The sequence below is a fragment of the Nostoc sp. DedQUE04 genome (genome assembly GCF_034530995.1).
Taxonomy (GTDB): Bacteria; Cyanobacteriota; Cyanobacteriia; order Cyanobacteriales; family Nostocaceae; genus Nostoc.
The window spans coordinates 74,030-92,078 of record NZ_JAVRCA010000030.1 but is presented as its reverse complement, the minus strand read 5'-3'; the positions used below and the strand labels follow the sequence as shown (position 1 = coordinate 92,078).

At 40.2% G+C, this 18,049-nt stretch carries 16 protein-coding genes; 1 reads left to right on the top strand and 15 read right to left on the bottom strand.

Annotation, left to right across the window (positions count from 1 at the left end; genetic code table 11):
* Nucleotides 1-107: 107 nt before the first annotated feature.
* On the bottom strand, nucleotides 108-1,298 hold the full coding sequence (locus RM049_RS20745; RefSeq protein ID WP_322705514.1) for a bifunctional 5,10-methylenetetrahydrofolate dehydrogenase/5,10-methenyltetrahydrofolate cyclohydrolase: 1,191 nt from the start codon (nucleotides 1,296-1,298) through the stop codon (nucleotides 108-110).
* Between the two features lie 78 nt (nucleotides 1,299-1,376).
* On the bottom strand, nucleotides 1,377-1,607 hold the full coding sequence (locus RM049_RS20740; RefSeq protein WP_322705513.1) for a hypothetical protein: 231 nt from the start codon (nucleotides 1,605-1,607) through the stop codon (nucleotides 1,377-1,379).
* A gap of 35 nt (nucleotides 1,608-1,642) precedes the next feature.
* Here RM049_RS20740 and RM049_RS20735 point away from each other — a divergent pair, with 35 nt between their 5' ends.
* Nucleotides 1,643-2,056 carry a hypothetical protein gene (locus RM049_RS20735; protein WP_322705512.1) on the top strand — a complete coding sequence of 138 codons (414 nt, stop codon included), beginning with the start codon at nucleotides 1,643-1,645 and terminating at the stop codon, nucleotides 2,054-2,056.
* 211 nt (nucleotides 2,057-2,267) lie between these two features.
* Here the strand turns inward: RM049_RS20735 and RM049_RS20730 are convergent, their stop codons facing one another.
* The 13 genes from RM049_RS20730 to RM049_RS20670 all read right to left on the bottom strand — a co-directional run bounded on the left by RM049_RS20730 (nucleotide 2,268) and on the right by RM049_RS20670 (nucleotide 18,039).
* Complete coding sequence (locus RM049_RS20730; RefSeq protein ID WP_322705511.1) at nucleotides 2,268-2,405, bottom strand: hypothetical protein; 138 nt, start codon at nucleotides 2,403-2,405, stop codon at nucleotides 2,268-2,270.
* A 96-nt stretch (nucleotides 2,406-2,501) separates the two neighbouring features.
* On the bottom strand, nucleotides 2,502-3,395 hold the full coding sequence (locus RM049_RS20725) for a transposase family protein (RefSeq protein WP_322705510.1): 894 nt from the start codon (nucleotides 3,393-3,395) through the stop codon (nucleotides 2,502-2,504).
* A gap of 92 nt (nucleotides 3,396-3,487) precedes the next feature.
* Nucleotides 3,488-4,315, bottom strand: coding sequence for a hypothetical protein (locus tag RM049_RS20720; protein ID WP_322705509.1), 828 nt, complete (start codon nucleotides 4,313-4,315; stop codon nucleotides 3,488-3,490).
* Nucleotides 4,316-5,120: 805 nt separating this feature from the next.
* Nucleotides 5,121-5,963, bottom strand: a complete 843-nt coding sequence (locus RM049_RS20715) for a hypothetical protein (RefSeq protein WP_322705508.1) — start codon at nucleotides 5,961-5,963, stop codon at nucleotides 5,121-5,123.
* Between the two features lie 28 nt (nucleotides 5,964-5,991).
* Complete coding sequence (locus RM049_RS20710; RefSeq protein WP_322705507.1) at nucleotides 5,992-7,434, bottom strand: DUF6884 domain-containing protein; 1,443 nt, start codon at nucleotides 7,432-7,434, stop codon at nucleotides 5,992-5,994.
* A gap of 95 nt (nucleotides 7,435-7,529) precedes the next feature.
* Nucleotides 7,530-7,703: a hypothetical protein gene (locus RM049_RS20705; protein WP_242059317.1), complete on the bottom strand. Its 174-nt coding sequence runs from the start codon at nucleotides 7,701-7,703 to the stop codon at nucleotides 7,530-7,532.
* A gap of 12 nt (nucleotides 7,704-7,715) precedes the next feature.
* Nucleotides 7,716-8,513, bottom strand: a complete 798-nt coding sequence (locus tag RM049_RS20700) for a hypothetical protein (RefSeq protein ID WP_322705506.1) — start codon at nucleotides 8,511-8,513, stop codon at nucleotides 7,716-7,718.
* Between the two features lie 320 nt (nucleotides 8,514-8,833).
* The gene (locus RM049_RS20695) at nucleotides 8,834-11,080 is read right to left on the bottom strand and encodes a hypothetical protein (RefSeq protein WP_322705505.1); all 2,247 of its coding nucleotides are present in this window, start codon (nucleotides 11,078-11,080) and stop codon (nucleotides 8,834-8,836) included.
* Nucleotides 11,081-11,138: 58 nt separating this feature from the next.
* Nucleotides 11,139-11,564, bottom strand: coding sequence for a hypothetical protein (locus RM049_RS20690; RefSeq protein WP_322705504.1), 426 nt, complete (start codon nucleotides 11,562-11,564; stop codon nucleotides 11,139-11,141).
* A gap of 450 nt (nucleotides 11,565-12,014) precedes the next feature.
* Nucleotides 12,015-13,802, bottom strand: a complete 1,788-nt coding sequence (locus tag RM049_RS20685) for a type IV secretory system conjugative DNA transfer family protein (RefSeq protein ID WP_322705503.1) — start codon at nucleotides 13,800-13,802, stop codon at nucleotides 12,015-12,017.
* Nucleotides 13,803-13,940: 138 nt separating this feature from the next.
* Nucleotides 13,941-15,347 (bottom strand): hypothetical protein, encoded by a 1,407-nt coding sequence (locus RM049_RS20680; protein WP_322705519.1) that lies wholly within the window; start codon nucleotides 15,345-15,347, stop codon nucleotides 13,941-13,943.
* A 17-nt stretch (nucleotides 15,348-15,364) separates the two neighbouring features.
* Complete coding sequence (locus tag RM049_RS20675) at nucleotides 15,365-16,198, bottom strand: hypothetical protein (RefSeq protein WP_322705502.1); 834 nt, start codon at nucleotides 16,196-16,198, stop codon at nucleotides 15,365-15,367.
* On the bottom strand, nucleotides 16,195-18,039 hold the full coding sequence (locus RM049_RS20670; RefSeq protein WP_322705501.1) for a TrbI/VirB10 family protein: 1,845 nt from the start codon (nucleotides 18,037-18,039) through the stop codon (nucleotides 16,195-16,197). Before RM049_RS20670 ends, RM049_RS20675 begins: the two co-directional genes overlap by 4 nt.
* Between the last annotated feature and the right edge of the window lie 10 nt (nucleotides 18,040-18,049).

The window sequence follows — 18,049 nt, the reverse complement described above, 5'->3', positions numbered from 1 at the left end:
CCCAAGTTTCTCAAACCCAGTCCCCGTGAGCATTTGCCATTTGCGGATGAGTCTAGTAGATGCAAGCTGCATAGATCTATTGTAGGTTGCAGTGATGATTGATAGTTTCAAAGCTCCATACCTCTATCAGTTAATTGCGTTATTGTTGAATTGATCGCAGCTTGAATTTGCTGCCATCTTGCTACGTCCTCGTTTGTTATACCCCTGGCGGTTTCAATTTGATTACTTGCAAGAGTTAGCCGAATCAGCGTTAGCTTTTCATTGGTTCTGGCAACAGTTAAACTTTGCGTGGTGCTATTGAAGCTTATCTGGTAGTTACTGCCTTCCAAGACAAATAGGTTTTCTTTTTCTGTGCGAATGGATTGAGGATAGGCAGTTGCTTGCTGTGCGAAGAACACTCTAGCTATGGGGGCAATTATAGTAGCGCGTTGCATCTGTTCTTGCTGTAATTGCTGATAGTCCCATTTCCCAAATTCTATGCCCAAATCCATTTTTATCAAACGTTCTGCTAAAATTGCCATTTCTATCGGGCCAACACCTCCAGGGACGGGCGTAATGTTCTGGGGGATTCTGTAAGCACTGCGATCTACATCACCAGCAGCACCAGAAGCAGTAGGTGTAAAGCCACCATCAACAACTAAGCGATGAGAGGGGAGTACATAGTCCGTGAAAATTCCTCGTCTTCCGGTGACTGATACCACAATGTCAGCTTCTTGAGTTCTAGTCAGGTCATCGCCGTCTTCCAAACAGAAACAACTGATTCTACTTGCTTCTAAATATTTGATGACACCATTGCCCACAAAGCCACCTCCGCCGACAACTGCAACATTGGAATCCCTTTGTGCATAGGATTCAACAATTCTGGCGATTCCTTCAGCAGTAGCACAACTTTCAAAGAAATTGTTGCTTTGTCTGCGGACGATATCTATATCTTTTTGTGGCTCTAAGATCCCAATTGAGCTTGTAAACTTCGCTGGAATTGGATATTGAACAATAGCAGCAGTGACTTGGGTGTTTTCGTTAATGGATTGAACAATGCCGTCAAATTGCTCTACTGCGATATTGGGTGACAGCATAATATAATTGGGAGTAATGCCAATAGCGTTGAAAATAGCTACTTTTTGTTCTGCTGAGATTCTGGCTGCTTTATATCTAGCTCTTAATTCATTGCTGGCATTTTCTGAAGCCTCAAATCTGATGATTGCTACTTCTTTTTGAGATGCTTGAAATATGGATTTGTATTTTTGACATTCTTGCTTTACATGTTCTCGTATTAACTGTCCATCTATGAGCGTCATTTAATATGGCGTTAAATTTGATGAAGAAAATTGTCTGGTACAAACAATTTTCTGAATTTCTACTAGGATTTGTTGGAATTAGGTAGGGCGTTTGGTGATTTCACCAACTTCTTTGCCGTTGCAGGAAACCCAGTTAGTGACGTAGCGTTCAGTGTCATGGAAGCCACTAAATTCAATACTGTTATCAGAACACTTGTCTTGGAACCATTGTTGTGCTTCTTGTTCTGTATTGAATGTTCTAGCAGCGACTTCTTCTACTGGAATCTTCCAGTTTGTATTGCCATACAAATCGCAAACATAATGTGTCATATCTGTTACTCCTTTAACAATATCTAAAAACTACTATGACAATTTTAAATCAACAACAGCAGGCTGAATTAATTATCCAACAAGCTTGCAAGGAAAATTTTACTGATAGCGAGAAAGCTATTTACGATGACTTTATTCTGGAAGCAGGGGTAAAAAACCCAGCCAAGATGACTGAGGCTACTGCTGATGCTTTGATTAGATACCTTGATAGCTGCGACGCATCTAACGAGTTTGTTGCTAATGTAGTAAATCGCCTCGCGCAAGTTGCCCCTGCTCATATCATGACCAAGATTCTCAAGAGTGATAATGACGGTGATGGTGTGCCTTTATACGAGGAATTAAAACTTGGAACAAAGGCTACCGAATTTGATACCTCTTTTGAAATAGCGGCTGCAAGACAAAGGCAATATCAATTTTCTCCAACTCGGAATTGCGATATGGAGTTGTAAGTATAATTCATCACTAAATAATAATCTGTAGTGGATATGAGATCGTTATTCTCTAAAACGACTGAAAATAGAGATTAACCAGTTGCTACACAGGGGTAGACACTTACTCTTAGCTGGAAGTAAGTGTCTTAGAGGCTTTTCTCAAATATCGCCATCTTTCCCATACTCAAAATTAACCTTCGATATACTGAGTGTAAAAAATGCGCTACTGTTAATCGTAAGCGCATTCCCGATCTTGTACAGCGATCGCAATACTCCCAGCCCAAATAATCAGGCGATCCTTAGACTTGTCCGAAAACTCCAAAGCCAAACTGTTCAAAGCTTTGAGCCAAAACTTTGATATTTGCATCAAAACGTAGTTACAAGGGTTTGAAATAGTTAGTGATAGTTTAGAGGCATAAAAATTAACTCCTAATTTCTCAAAAGTTATGATTATTGCTAGTAACTAAGTTGGCAGAACTAAGCTACCGATTCTTAACCTAACTAATCCGCAAACTGTTAAAATAATTTGCTCATAAGTATCCAGTTTAAATCGAAATCTTTGTGAGGCTATGCGAAATATTTTGAGCAGACGGATTAAATGTTCAATAAATATCCGATTACTGGACAAAGCCTTATTCTCATCTTTTTGCTGTTGAGTTAATTCTCGTTTTGGTTTCTTTTTATGAGGCGTAGTGATGTTTTCGCCGCCTTGAAATCCTTTATCACCTGAAAAATGTTGAGATTTATCAAATTTTGCCTGAGATTGACGAAACAATTTTATATCTGCTGTTGGCCCAGGAACCCCCACCTCTACTTCAACAATATCCTTACCTTCTGGCATCCCGAATATTAAACTTTTTAATGTATGTTGTCTCTTTTTACCAGAAAAATATTTTTGTTGCTCTTTTTGGTCAGAATCCCTATATATTGGCTGTTCCAGACTATCGACCAATAGCCTAAAATTAGTTAACACTTCTTGAACAAATAGTAAATTGCTCTCATTATTTGAAACTTGTTCTAACAAGCTGGAAGGTAATATATCTCTCAGAATTTGTATCCAGTCGTGAAATGTATCATTAGCCTCTGTTTTGGACACACCAAACATCATTCCTAATACTTGAAATGTCGGCATCTGTCTTAAATAAAATAAGCATAAACAGATTTGTTCTTGCTTTGATAACTTTTCTCTACGACCACCACCAACTGCATTAATTCTGATTTTTCGGCTTTGGAGTTTGGTTTTAATTTCCTGGTGACGTTTTATCGCACATTTCAATAGTGATTGAAACTGTTCGTAACTAATCCCTAAAATTTGTTTTGTCCGGTGGGGATAGTTTTGTATATAATCAAAAACCATAACTAATATTAAAAAATGGTAGACGCTCAACTTAACGTTTTACCATTTTTCTTTCCCTAAGTTAATATTTCGGACAAGTCTCTTCTGTAAGCTTAACTTTGGAAAATTACGCCAGTGTCCTGATCTTCATCCCAAAACCACCAACCTTGGGATAATTCAGAAAGAACGCGCATTAGTGCTAATTGTTGATGTGTGATTTCCCCACTACCGTAGCTGACGTTACTAGTGCCATTCCAGGATTTAAGAATTGATTCTAAATTGTATCCATTGCCCATAATCCAACTGGCGTAGAAGCAGTCTTTGGATATTTCTTCCATGATGGCTAGTAGTTCGAGTGCGGCATCAGGATTGGGTGATTTTAGGGCTTCGATTGCAAGGCGGAGGTTTTCTTCTCTATCTGCGAGAAACTCCGAAAAAGCTGCTCTATTTGATGGTAAATTGTCCTTTTCAAGTGTAATTAATTTTCCATTTACAATCTTGACTGGAGTTATATTTGAGTAGTCAGTTTGATCGTCTTCACTTGCTTTTACTTTCATAGCTAAAGGATGCCAATGGATGCGTTCAATTTTATTGGTCTGAGGATTTGTCCATGTCCAGAATAGTTTGTGAGATGCAGCACCCTTAACTGTAAGATAAGTTCTTTTATGTCGAATGGGATAGTCTACACTTTCCTCTTTTTTGGCTTGAAACAAGGCTTCTATTGATGGATATTCTTCATTAAGATATGCCCTTATACGTGGTGCTGTCGTATATGTATCATCTGATATGCTGCTATCACCATTTTTAAATGGTACCAAATGCCATTTTTCGGTTCTTGGATTGTGTATCCAAAACTCAACTGATATTGTCTGTACAAACTGATCTAAAATTTGAACTACACAAGGATAGTAAAGTGTGAGTTGTTGGTTGCTATTAGTCATTGCTATTCCATCCATTCGATTGGGGATATGGTTTCCTTTTTAGCGGGAAGTATTTTGACTTCGTAGCCATAAAGAATTAATTCGTGCAGAGTTTCTAATAATTGTCTGGGTGATATACTGTCCCATTGCTTGCACTCGAAGATATCTTTCAATACATGATCTGGAGCATTAACCACCCAAAGACTGTGAATTTTTATGTTGCTAAATCCCGCACATAATTGAACAATTGGTTGTAGCTCAACTGTTGTTTTTGGTATGTGAATAATTGCTTAACTTATAAGGATTGTTGGTTTTGCTTCTGGACTTTTTGGTGATGAAAAATCGGGATCACTATACCATTGTCCGTCGATTTGGTATGCAACCATTAAGTATGGCAATGCTTTAATCGCATTTATAGTTCCCCATCTTGTAGTTTGTCCTGCGTGAAACCAGATGTAAGAGCCGTTGTGTATTATCATGTACAATTTTTATGATTTTTACTTGCCTAGCTAGTTGATAATTTGGTCTATGGTAGAAAATCTAGCTAATTTTTCTAGCTAGAGAATAATTTCGTATTTGTATGAACACTTAGTTAAAACTCGCCATTATTTAGCCATGTGCAGTTAACTTCATGATCAGATAAAATACTTTGGATTTTATTGATTGCTGAATTACTCCTAATAATTACCTTTATAAGGTGTGTAATAACTGTGGTGATTCATCTATGAACAGATTAATTTTTGTTTAAAATATTCAATGACTTATTGAAAATAAAAATTGCGCTATTTTAAGTGATAGCGCAATTTCATTTTTAATAAAATTATGATTAAGCGTGGTGAAGGATAATATTTATTGCGTCTTGAGTGCTAATTTGATATTGTGTAGCAAGTTTATTCATATTGGCTTCACCATTTGCATGAGCTTTGACAATTGCGCGAATAATATTTGGTGAAACATTAATCTCACAATTTGTAACAACTGGTTTGGGTAAAGTTTGAGAAATGAAGAATTCTTTTCTTCTTAAGAAATGTATTTGACGGTAATGCTCTTTTCTGGGTATCCATTGACAATTTCCGGGAGCAAAGTCACTCTCTAGATCAATACGTGCTATGACTGTTCCTTCGGGTGCTACTCCCATATCTTTTAAGAACTGGGTAAAGTTATCGCGCCAGGATGCATCAACTTCAATTCCGCACCCGCCATGATACTTGTACTGATGGTGGTTCTTGTTATAGCAGATGCGCTTGATGTGTAACCAGGAGTTATACTCGTGGCTTTTGCAGTGTCCGTGGACAGTTTTATTGCTCTTGAGGGTTTCGCGCTGCAAGCATCCGCAGCTTTGTGTAAGCCCTCTTTTTAGGCTATTTTTACTGATATACTTTTGGGTTCCGCAGCTGCATAGGGTAAGGAGTAGTAATTCACCCCTTTTCCCCTTAACTTCTACATCTGATATAACTTTTAGTCTCCCAAAGTTTGCCCCAACTGGGATGGATTCTTTTCTTTTTTTACAACCGCAGTTAGTTGACCGACCATTAGTGAGAGTGTGACTGTAGACAAGTTTTTGAGTTCCACAATCACACTGGCATAATACTTGCTTTCCTTGTTTATTTAGTACAATCCAGCTACCGAATTTTTCACTTATATTAATTACTCGTTTTGTAGTCTCCATAAATCATTTTGGTGCCATTACTGCTGGGTTATATATCTAAAACAAGCTGTTTTTCTTGCTCCAGTTCCTTCTTTATCCAGGCAAGTTGCTGTCCAATGGCTAGGTGCTGCATTGGTATTTTTGTCTCGTATCTGTTTGCTTGTAAAATGGGCGTTACCTCCTGTCTGTAAAGCTTGCCCGTCAAGAATACAAACTCTATTTCCGGGGACGCAACTTGTATGAGGCTTTCTGCTACTTGTCGTGCCCATAGTATGCGTTCCTGATGAGGTAAGGAATAGGGGGATTTGTCGTAGGGTTTGATGATTGCTTCTGGGTTAATAACTTGATGTAAAGGTGAGAGGATATACCATTTTGACTCTTGTTCTTCTACGTAGCGACGGCACGCTTGAAAGTGCTGGGAATAATATAAGTCTTTGGCGGCAGCAGGGTAGGTAAGCTGCTTGCCACATCCAGCAACCAGGTAGACTTTTTCCTTGGGAGTGAACTTTCTGTAGGTGCCGATCACCAGATTGAGGTTGTGGGCGATTCTTCCCATAGTATGCGTCCGTCCTTTGTTTGTCAGCCGAGGGTCAATCCTATGTCGGTTGAGAACCCTGCAAACATGACAGTTGCACTTTGGCGCACAGTGGGTTGGTATCCGAATTAATTTTTCCTCGTGGCTGACGAACATCCCACCGCCTAGTCCTTCCCGGATAAAAGTTGAACCATCAAAGGATAGTCCCATCTGAATAAAAGCTTTGGCATACTGGGGCGAGCATAATCCAAAAACGTGTAGATGAACATTTGGCTCGTGCAATGGTGCGATGGCTACGTCCCCCGCAAGCATCGCACCCGCTTTCGACAATACTCGTTCCGAGTTAATTAGCGATGGCGAAACGCCCGCCTTCGGCGATACTCGTTCCGAGTCACTTCGTGAACGCACAACTTGAGTTATTGTTTTGATAATGTGTAAGTTAATCGAATACTCTCTCGCCTGGGAAACAAGCCCACCGATGCCGAGATGACGGTATCCCAGTCCCAAAAGATATTTTGCTACTTCGAGGCGTTCACTGAGAGACTGCCCGTGGATGACTGCTAGGGGTATTCTGTTGGGAAGATAACTTTTAGCAAGTTGGATAAATGTTTCTGCTTGTTTAAGGTTGTATTCTTGCCGTTCTCTAATATTTTCTCCTACAAGTAAATGGTCGGGACAAACAATAATATCGCCGATTTTTGAACGTTCTCGATATCTATGAATAGACCAGTGGGCATCAACATATTTACCGTTTAGAGTGGGGATATCTTGGTCACGGTAGTTAAATGCCCCACAGTCATGAATAATAGGACTATCTGGAACAATTTCTGCCTTAATTGCGAGTGAGTATAGCCAGCCCACCGGCTGATACTCAAGCAACTGCCAGATTGGGATTTTTTTACCCTTGCTTCTAACAAAATCGCTCTTACCCAATACTGGATAGAAACCTAATTTCATAGTATTTAAACGAGCAAAAGTTTATTTACATTCGTTAAGTTAACCTTCTGCTTGGAGAAGGCTAACTAGTAGATGTCTGTATTTATTTGCAATATTCAGAAGATACTGCCGCCAACGGTTAGATACTCTTGTAGCAAGAGTGCTAATATCACTTGCTGGAATTTCTTCTGCTTCAGTTTCAAAAGCATATCAAAGTGAATCTTGGCGTGATACTTCATACCATCGAAGTGGATATTGAAGCTAGGATTGAGTTGAAAGTCTTGAATCATATTTTATCCTTACTAGGGAAGATATAAACACTTGTTTTGTTCTGCCAGCCTATTTGTGAGATAGTTATCAAGAATCATTTTCTTAAATTCTTCTCTTGTTGCTTGCAAGTCGCGGAATATTTTGTCAGTAGGATAGAAAAATACCGACTGTTGGCGGCTGTAAAACCAAACCAGTTGATTGATACTATAGGTATCATTGCTATCAAGCAGGACGTAACTAATTTGTTGGTAAAAATTTTCTAGAGAGAAGGGACGCTTTTTGGCGGTTGTTCGTACATCGATGAGAGTATTTCCAGCAATTATCTGGCAATCAGCACCTCCAAGATATTGACTTAAAGGGTATGAAGCATTGCAGGTAATATTCCCACTTACTTGATTAGCTACTGTTTGCCAGGTACGGGGTACAATACCGAGAATTTGAGATGTATCTTGAATACTAGGAAGCCATTTTTTGAAGTATTGTGCTTCAAGCTGAAGGGATTTTTCTCCTTGTAGAAAAGGTTGAATAATCTCATGAATATTACGGCTACGAGCATAATTTTCTAATGCACCCAAGAGCATACACTTTAGAGCTTCTTCTTCAAGTGAATTTGAATTTGTAATGCAATAATCGAAGGCATATTCTATTTTGAGGGCTTTTGCTCCAACCTGAGCAAGACAATTAGTAAACCATGTTTGGTCTTCATAGATGTTTCCTAAATACTTGGCAAGTGTTTTGGCGATCGCATTTCCTACTAATGGAAAATCTACACCATCAACTGGCCTAATAATTTCTTGATTTTCTAATAGTTGGTTATGGCTAGCAATCATCTTAATAACTGTTTGGTTTAATCTAGAGTTAAACCATCTCCTGATAGGTGAATTTCTATTTTTTAGTTCAGACGTTAAGCTCACTATTTATTTTTTCGGTTGAGATACTACATTGAGTATCTGCGTGAGCTTAATGTAGTAATTTGTCCTTGAATCGTCTTATTTATTTAAATCCATAGACCAATCATTCAAAATCGGTGAAAAGCTTGTAAAATAATCTTTTTGAGTTTAAAATTTCGGAATTTAGATAAATTTACGTAACTTCTAAACCCAAGCTTTTATATTGTCAATGCGACTTTGTAAACTTGTTGATGGGTAGTTTATAATTCAACTTCTCTCGACTTGGTTTTAGATGCAGCAGTGACAGTTTGTTGTTGAGGGGAGGGTATGTGTTCAATTGGGGTATATTGCTGCCGAATTTCTTCTCCTCGCCATTGTTGTAAGTCGCTCATAATGTCTTTGAGGGGAACAAAATCGACGACTGTTTCTCCTTTCTTTTCAGCTTCATTTGTCTTATGGTTTAAAATCTTGAAGTACATCTCCCTCTGGTCGGCAATTGGTAACTTGCCATCATTCTCATTTATCCGTTGAAGAATCTCTTCATTACCCTGGTTCATAGGGCTACCATGCTTGACCATGTTCGCCCATTCCTCAGCGATATAGGGGTGAACTTTGACAGGCATATCACCAGCTGCTTGTATTACTCGTTCTTTGGGTGCAGCTGCGGCTACGGGTGTAGATTGTTCATTACCAAAGATTTGTTCCAAGTTGAGTTTGCTGGCGTTTTGGGCAATAAACTTGACTTGGTTGATATCGTAGTCAGAGATATTCATCTTGCTGACCTCTTTGGTAATGCCGGCTTCGGTTTTAGTTAGGTCAAACCGGACAAGTTCCTGAGTACCTTTCTCTTGAGTAGTTTTAAATAATTGCAAGCTAGCTCGATTGTTTTCGGGTTCACGAGTCCGCTTGATGGTAAATTCACCTACCGTAAGTTCTTCCTTATCAGCCTGGATGAGGACGTTATTGAGGGTATGCAACATCTCGTTTTGTTTAAATACTTCCAGGGTTTTAATCGTGCCAGCGGGTGCAAGACTTCCTAAGCTATTTGCTACATCACGGATGTCAGTATTGTTGAGGTCAGGGAGCTTGCCATTGTCGCCCAAGTACTCGGCTACTATCAGAAACTCCTGACGTTCAACAGGTAACATCTCTGTAGGCTTTTTCGTTATTTTGGGTTCCTCTTTTTTGTTGAGTTTAAAATCCATCAAGGAGTTTTCCCACCCAAATAGTTCATCACTGCGGCGGTGAATGCTAACAGTGTCTCCCTCTTGGCGAATCACAAATGTATCGCTACGGTAAATACGCGACCCATCTTGTTCAAGAGTGCCGTATTTTTTTAACATTGCCGTTGCGGTTTCAGCAATGTCTTTATTTTCCCCCTTGTAGCGTTCCTCCCGCGCTTGTTTATTATTAATTTGATAGATAGGTACTTCAACCTGACGCGCCCACTGCTGCGCTGTTGACTCTACACCTTGGGAGTTAGCTACTTCTTGATAGCTAAATTCAGGTGCATATTTGTTTCGATTATTAGTTTCTAGCTCCTCTAGCTCTTGTGCAAAAAACTGATTGCGAGTTGCATTTTCGTTTACCTCTCCTTCAGTTTTATCTTGAGGTTGGTAGTTACTAACAACTATCTCTCTGATTTGAAGAGTTTCTTTGGACTGTGCGATTTCTTCTTGAAGATTATTGACCACATCATCTTCAAAACTTTCATCTGCTTCTATTTCAACAGATGAGTTTATTTCTTGAGTTATAGGCGAACTATTTTCGCTGTTTTCATCTTGTAGTAACTTATTTATAGGAAGCTGACTATCATCTAACAGTGAATTTACTTCTATGTCAGTTAAATTCTCATTATCAAATAACAAATCTTTTGTATCTTCAGAATTTTCAATAATTTCAGCAGATGGAGGTAGTAGCTTAATCAGTGGTTCACTTGCTACATCTATTATTTCATCTGAAGTAAGTATTTCAGTGACGAGATTAGTTGTACATTTACCTTCGCTATTTTGTTCGTAGATAACGATTTGTTTTTCTGAACCCTCTGACTCCAAATAAGCTGTAATTTTCAGAACGATATCACCTGTTTGCTGATAATCACTATTTAAATTGGGTACATATTCTAATAATCTGGCAGCAATTCTTTGTGCTTGATAGTCTGTAAAAGGTTCAGTTTCTATTGTGTATTGACCTTCTATTAATAGATCGGGCATGAACACAATATTAGTTTCTTGATTGCTTTTTATACTTTGGTTGGTTAAATCTACTTTTTCCCATTTATATGCACCAGGGTTAGATTTATCAGGCACGAGATTGTAAATGTCTTTGCCAACTTCAACTGCGATTTTACTTGCTTCTTGAGCTTCTTTGAGTTTTTCGAGAACTATTTTACCTATTGTAGTAATCGTATTAATAAGAGTCTTGCTTAATTCCCGACTTGTTTTAATTGCAGTATCAGCTGTATTTAAATATGATTCATTAACTTGAGTTTGTCTAGGGTCAAACATATCTTACTTTGAAATGGGTAATCTTTTATGGAATCGGACTGAAGCTGAGGTAGTTTTATTAAATAAAATTTTTAACCTCTTCAAGTGATAGAGAGATTGAATTTCCATTTTGATGTTTGTTTTGACTTAGTTCTATTTGGCTATTTTTGAAATTTTGATTTATTTGGCTTAGTTGTTCGCTTTGGTTAGCAATAATTTTTAACATTGCTTCCAGCTTGTCATCTAGTCTGGATATTTTAACTTCCATTAATGTTAGTTTTTCTTTTGCTATAAATATTTCTTGATTGATTTGTTGGTGTTGTACATTAATATCCTCACAAGTTTTATGCCATTTTTCTAAGAATTTGGTTAATTCTATTAATAGCGTTGTCGAGTTGTAGGTCGTAGTTTGTGACTTTTTCAGAATATTCAATAAGTTGTCTAACTTTCCGTTCAATATCTCTTCTATACTCAAGTTGTTGTTTTTCTGCTCTGTAATATTCATTGATAATTGCCTCGTAAGAGAGTTTAACTTTATATTCTGAATTCCACATACTATATTTAGGGAAACTAATGTCAATTAAGTTTCCTTGGCTTCCTGTGGCACGGTTGAAAATAATATGTATGTTTACTCTTTGATAAGGAAGTAGATATGCAACATATTGTTGTTGCTCAAAACCAATTAAATTCACATGATGTTTGATTAATTCACCATAGTTGTTAGCATTTATTTCAATTTCGATTTTATCGATTACAATCTGTCTATGTAGCCCATGAAGTTTCACTCTTGGCCGGAGGATAAACTGTTCCTCAAAAGAGCTAATAATTGAATGTGCATTCTTGCTATTTACTTGATGTGAACTAATTAATTGACCTTTCTGGTGATAATTATTTATTAGCTGAATTATTTTTGTCTGAGTGATATTTTCGTCTTTGACGCTACATTGTATCATTTTTATAAAAAGCTCTTGTACGCATCAACAGGTAAGGGTGCATTGCCTGCTTGTACGGGTGCTTGTGGGATAGGAAACTTCCGATCTACTTCCTTGACTCGCAAATCTAAATCTTCTTGTGTGGGTTTTTTCTGGGTACTTTTCCTAGCAAGTTCCTTAATGACTTTATCCCACTTAGTATCGTTTTCTTGTTCGAGTCCGATAATATATTTCGGAATTTTGATATTTTTTAATATTGGTACTGAACCCTCATTTTTATTACTATAAGCTGGGTTAATAAATAGACATTTACCAGGTGGTAATTTGAGGAATTGGGCAGGCTCGAATAGCTTCCGAGTCCGTTCTTGTTCGCTGATAGATGTGCTAGCCCTACCCCCTCCAGTTGAGCGAGATTTTTGTTTATATTTAATTTCCTCTTCACCTAAATATGCAGAAAATAATCGTGCTGATTCTTCTTCACCAGGATTAAAAACAAATTTTGTGCCGCACGCACCGAGGATGGCTTTAGAGATTTCCCTACCATAAATCTTTTCAAGCTGACCCATATTTTGCCAACCCAGGATACCGCAGAATCCTTCGGAACGAGATTCGTTAAGCCATTTAAATAAATCTGGAAGGAAAATACTTGGCAACTCGTCAAGACATACTACTAATGGGCCATCTTCCTTGCGTTTTTTGGCGATACTGCGGGAAACTACCATGTGAAGAATACTGGTCATCAGGGGGCTGACAGCATCGCGGCGTTCGCGGTCTAACCCGAAGATAATCATCTGTTTGCGTTTTACCTCCAGGGGGAGGGTTGTTTTACCGACAAAGCATCCCAATGTATCCCTTGCCATAAACCGGGTGAACATCAAAGAAGCACTACCAGCGATACCCGCCACGGTTTTTTCGGAGCCAGCCGAACTAAATAATTGACCAAAAGCTATCTTAATCCAGGGGTTTAGTGCTGCTGCTATCAAGCGTTCGACCATCTTCTCGCTGGAAAGTATTGCCGCAGCCGTCATAATATCAGCGCGATGGCTACGCCCGCCGCAGGCATCGCCAAACTCCTTGGTTAACATTAAGATAGCCTGCGTCAACTGGTCGCCCGCAGGGCCAAAGAATGCATCCTCAGAGGCATTACCTAACAGGCGGAAGTTCTTGTTAATTACTGTAGCTAACTGCCGTGCGGTTTCAGCATCGGAGGAATCGCGCAAGAAATCGATTGGGTTACATACCTCTGATTCGGGAAATCCCGGTGCAAATATGTGTACGTCATACCCCTTTGATTTGGCATAACTGGCGATTTTGGCTTGACTAGCATACTTGAAGTCGTATAGTACGATACCAAAACCTTGGTCAATTGCTGAGTAAATCATCGGGTTGATAGCCGAGAATGATTTACCGCTACCAGGTGCGCCAATTACAGCAGTTCCGCGTTGGACATCGGGGACATAAACTGGTACTCCCCCACTCTCCTTGGGTAATTTTTGACCCTTGTATTTGTGTACTCCAATATATAAACTGGCACTATCACATTTAGGAGCAACGATTTGCTTGAGGGCTTTTTTCTTAGCTTGGGCGGTTTCCTTTGCTCCACCCCAATAGCTAGTAGCAAGCTTGCCTTTTTTACCATTGCTAAAAAGCTGTAAAAGCAACAATAAACCAATTCCACCCGCAAGTGCCAAACCTTGAGGTGACATGAGCTTATCTGTATATTTACTAAAGTCAGTATTGCTATTTTTATGAGTATCTTTTACTTCTTTAACTGTCTTAGTTTTAGCAGTTACAAACAGATAATTATTCATATTAATCTGTGCTGATTTTGCATGAGGAAATCGAAGAAATATGCGATGAAGTGAAGTTGCATATTTCTTCATTAGTTATCTGGTATGTCCTCTCCAAGTCAAAAATTAAAGAGGATAAATTCTTCTATGATTGCCTTTTTACTTTTTAGGGACTGTGAGAGGTGTACCAAGAATAATTGGGTCTATTTCGCGGTAGGTGAAGAAGGGAACAGGGCCAATGAAGTAGGGCGAGCAGCCCAAGTCAACCCATCCCCGCTTGCAAATACGGAAAAACATCGCGGTGGTGATACTGCCGTCAGCTTCGTTAATATCCCAGATGACTTGTTTAAATGATTTCCCAAAGGGATGACGACCTGTGGGTTCTTTCCCACCGTTGAGGCTGCCCAAGATGCCGAATCCGCCTTTAACGTTTTGGTCTTTACCAGACATCCATTGTGCGCCAACGATAGTCTCACTGCCCGAAACTTCGATATGACCACACTTTTTCTCGCACGGGACATTAAACCCAGCTTGATAGCTACCGCTTATTGACATCCAGCGTCCACTTTCAAGCGAACCGAGGGGTAAGTCTACTTTGCCGATAAAGCTAACATCGGGGATGGGAACACTGGGGAACTGATCGAACGGTACATCTGCTAATCCCGGAACTTTACTAATTGTTGTGTTTTGCCAGTTAGTAAAGTCCTTTAGCTGTGCATCCTGAATACCGGGGATGCTGGTTAGTTTATACTTATCAAGTTTGACATACTTACCAAGTTCCACTTCTCCCAGTTCGGCATAATTGTCTAGCACTTCACCAACAGTTTGGTAGCTTGCGGTGCTGCCTGTTACTTTGGTCACTAGTTCTTGAATTGGTGGGATGGCTCCCACTTCTGAATCTTCTAAATTAGGAATTGCTTCGGCGAAGTCTTCAAGTGTTTGCCAATTGAGTGTCTCAAAATCTGACAGTTTGAGATTTTTGAGGTTAATTCCCGTGATGTTGGCGATATCTTCAAGCGTGAAATCTTCAATATTGAACTCAGTTGCTTCAAAATCACCCAGTTCCATGACTTCGGCAAGGCTGTGTCCGGCACTCCAGGTGCGTGTCTCCTTCATACCAGGGTTTTTGATATTAGGGAATTCGACGCTGCCAGCACCGCCAAATTTCATATTTCTGAACGTGATACTGCTCCAATCGGGTGTGGGTGCGCCATTGACGTATTTAGTTGCGACTGGCTGTTTGGTTTGTTTTGTTTTATCTATCGAAGTGTTCAAATTTGAATACTTCGATGGAACTGTTTGAGCTACTGCTTTCTCACCGAATAGGAGACTGCCGATATTGTAGCTACCTCCAAACCGGATTAACCCGTGTAGGGCAAGTCCTGCAATAAGTCCTGCTACCATCAGGTAGCGTAAATTATTAAATTTTTCTATCCGATACTCAAGCGCTCGGTTGGTTTTGTTGTGAGTACTTTCCTGACTTGCAGCTCTCACTGGTACAATCGCAGTTACCTCGGTTGTGATATCTAAAATTTGGTTGTTGGAGGTCAAATTTTCGTTATACATCACTGGTTATTTAAAAATTATTGATTCAAGAGAAAGTTTGTTTTACCTGTATTTGGTGTTATGGGAGGGTTATTGCGCTGTGGCGGTATTTCTAAGAAGCGCTTTCCACCTAGCAGCATAAGTTTTTCAACCAACTGCATTGATACTCCGGTGGTGCTGGCGGCGACAACAAGTTCTTCTCCTTGCGATCGCAACTCCACAAGTTGGTTTAGACGCTTCCAAAGCTTGCTATCTGTAGTAACCCACTGGTTTTTTAGGGCAACTTGCATCCCTTTGGCGATATGTCTGCTATCAGATAATGCGGTGTAACTAACCTTTGGTTTTACTTCTTCAGGTTTGCTGGGAGTATCGCCAATAATCTCAATTTGGCTGTACTCTGGTGTGCCACTGCCCGCTAGAATCCGAAAGTAATAGCTTTTCCTTGTTGACCCAGATTCGGTAATCACCGTCATGTGCGCCCCGTAAGAAGCTTGTGGTAAACCGGGGATTTTTACTGTCTCGATGCGGCGAATATGAATTAGTCCAGCACCCGTACTGTTGTTAGAACACTTACCCAAGCCTTCAAGACATCCGTCTACATCAAAAACAAACCTAGATGGGTCATCCAGCCAGATTTTCTTAATGACTTCTCTGGTGTTATAGAACGATATTGATACCCCATGTCCAGGCCAGACCTTAACTGTCTGCAATTGGGCATTTTCCCCTGACACCTGGGACGCTGCAACTTGACGGATAGTATTTGCTTGTACAAGTTGGTTTGGTGCAAGCACGGAGGCAATGGTGAGGCACCCGCCAAAGGCGATCGCCCAGGGCATTATTAAACTAAAGTTGGCTATATATCTGAGTTTCACAGTTTTATTGACCTATCGACTTTGATTGTGATTTTGGTGTCTTTAGGCACATACCAGACATTGGGACGGCGGTTGATTTCGTCAGTAGCACGTTCTGTCCGCTTGCTGACTGTTTCGCCAAGTTTGCCAAAGGCACCTTCAAGAAAGGCAGCTCCCAGGTTGCGGTTGTTATTGCGGCTGCGGGTTCTTGTCCCACCTAAAGGCAAATCTTCTGTGACTTCTTCATCCGGCTGGTTGATAATTTCCCCTACCTTGGCAAGACCAGCTATTGTCCCCAAAGTGGCATCATACTTGGCAATTTCAGATCCCTTGTTGTCGTAGGGTCTGGCGGCTAGGGGGGAACCTGCCTCTCCCAGGACTGATATAGTTCCGGGTGATAGGGGGTATTCGGTTCCGTCTTTGAGAATAGCCGTGACTTCGGCACGCACGCCTGATGTGCTATCAACCGAAATCATAGCGATAGTTACCTGCGTTCCTGCTGGAATGGCTATTTCGCCAGTATTGCTGTAAAGCGGCTCGTTCAACTGGGCGACAAACCGTAACGTATTTGTCTGCTCCTGGGAACGACCGTTATTGCTGATTTGGGGCATAACGAGCGGAGTTACGAGGGTTGCACTTGCAAACGAGCCGACAACTAAATACTGCGGTTGTGTTTCTTGAAGTATCTGTGCTTCTTCTGGCAAGTAGTTATTTGCAACTTGTTCGACTTGCTGAGTGGGATTGTTTTCTTTATTACTAGCAAAACTGGATTCTACGGTTTTTTCTTTGCCAAGTTCTGAGCTAGTTTGTGGTTCTTTTACCGAGAAGCTATAAATAACTGGTACGGCTTGATTGTTCTCTTCGTCACCAGTATTGCTATACTCTGGAGTATTGTCGTTTGTGTTTACAGGTTCCCAACGCGGCCGTAGTTCTTCAATTTGACTGGGAGTGTTGGTAACTGTTTCGGTATTCTCGCTGCGGCGGTTACGGCGGCGACGGGAGCGACTGGTATTTTGTTCTGCTGGGCGTAATGTTTCTTCAGTTTTAGCTGTAACTTCTTCTGCTGTTGTGCTTGTAGGTTCACTTACAGTGGTACTGGCTAACATATAATCAACCCGACCAACCGAACCCAGGCTACGCAGGCGTTCGAGTTCGGCTATTGGGTCTTTGGCGACACTCTGGTTGCTGGCAACTATTTGTTTGGCAAATTTTGGCAGAGGAGCGCTAGGACGCAGGGGTGCTATTGGCTGGGAGGCGACTTCTCTACGTCTTGGTCTAACAGTTTCGGGTGCTTCTTCTCGGTATACACGTCTTCTGGAAGTAGGGGGAGTTTCTTGAGCGACTACCCTTCGTTGTCGAATAGAACGTGTTTTCTCTTTGTTTTTGGATTGTTCTTCTTCAGTACCTTCCTTTTTCTCTTCTTTATCTTCCGTCTTGCCTTTACCATTTAGTGCATCAAGTTCTTCCTGTTGCTTGGCAAGGGCAAGCTTGGCATAAACATCCCCATCTTTTTTCTCAGATGCGGCAACCGTGGGAGTGGGGGTAGGGGTTACTTCTGGTTTTTTTGCATTTTTACCACCCCCATTCATCATGCCGTTGAGGACAACAAATATAACTAGGAACCCAGCACCGAATGCACCACCAATAATTCCTAATCTTGACCAGGGGGATGTGACAAAATCGTGTTTAGTTTGTATTAATGCGGGGTCTTCTACTTCCAGATCATCTTCTTCAGCTACATCATATTGTGAACCCTCCAGTTCATATTCTAAAGGTTTTATATCTTTACTATCGATTGGTAAAAGACTATCTACGGAAGATAATTCATGCTTATTTGAAGCCTCATCTTGTAGCTGTAACATATTTTGGTAT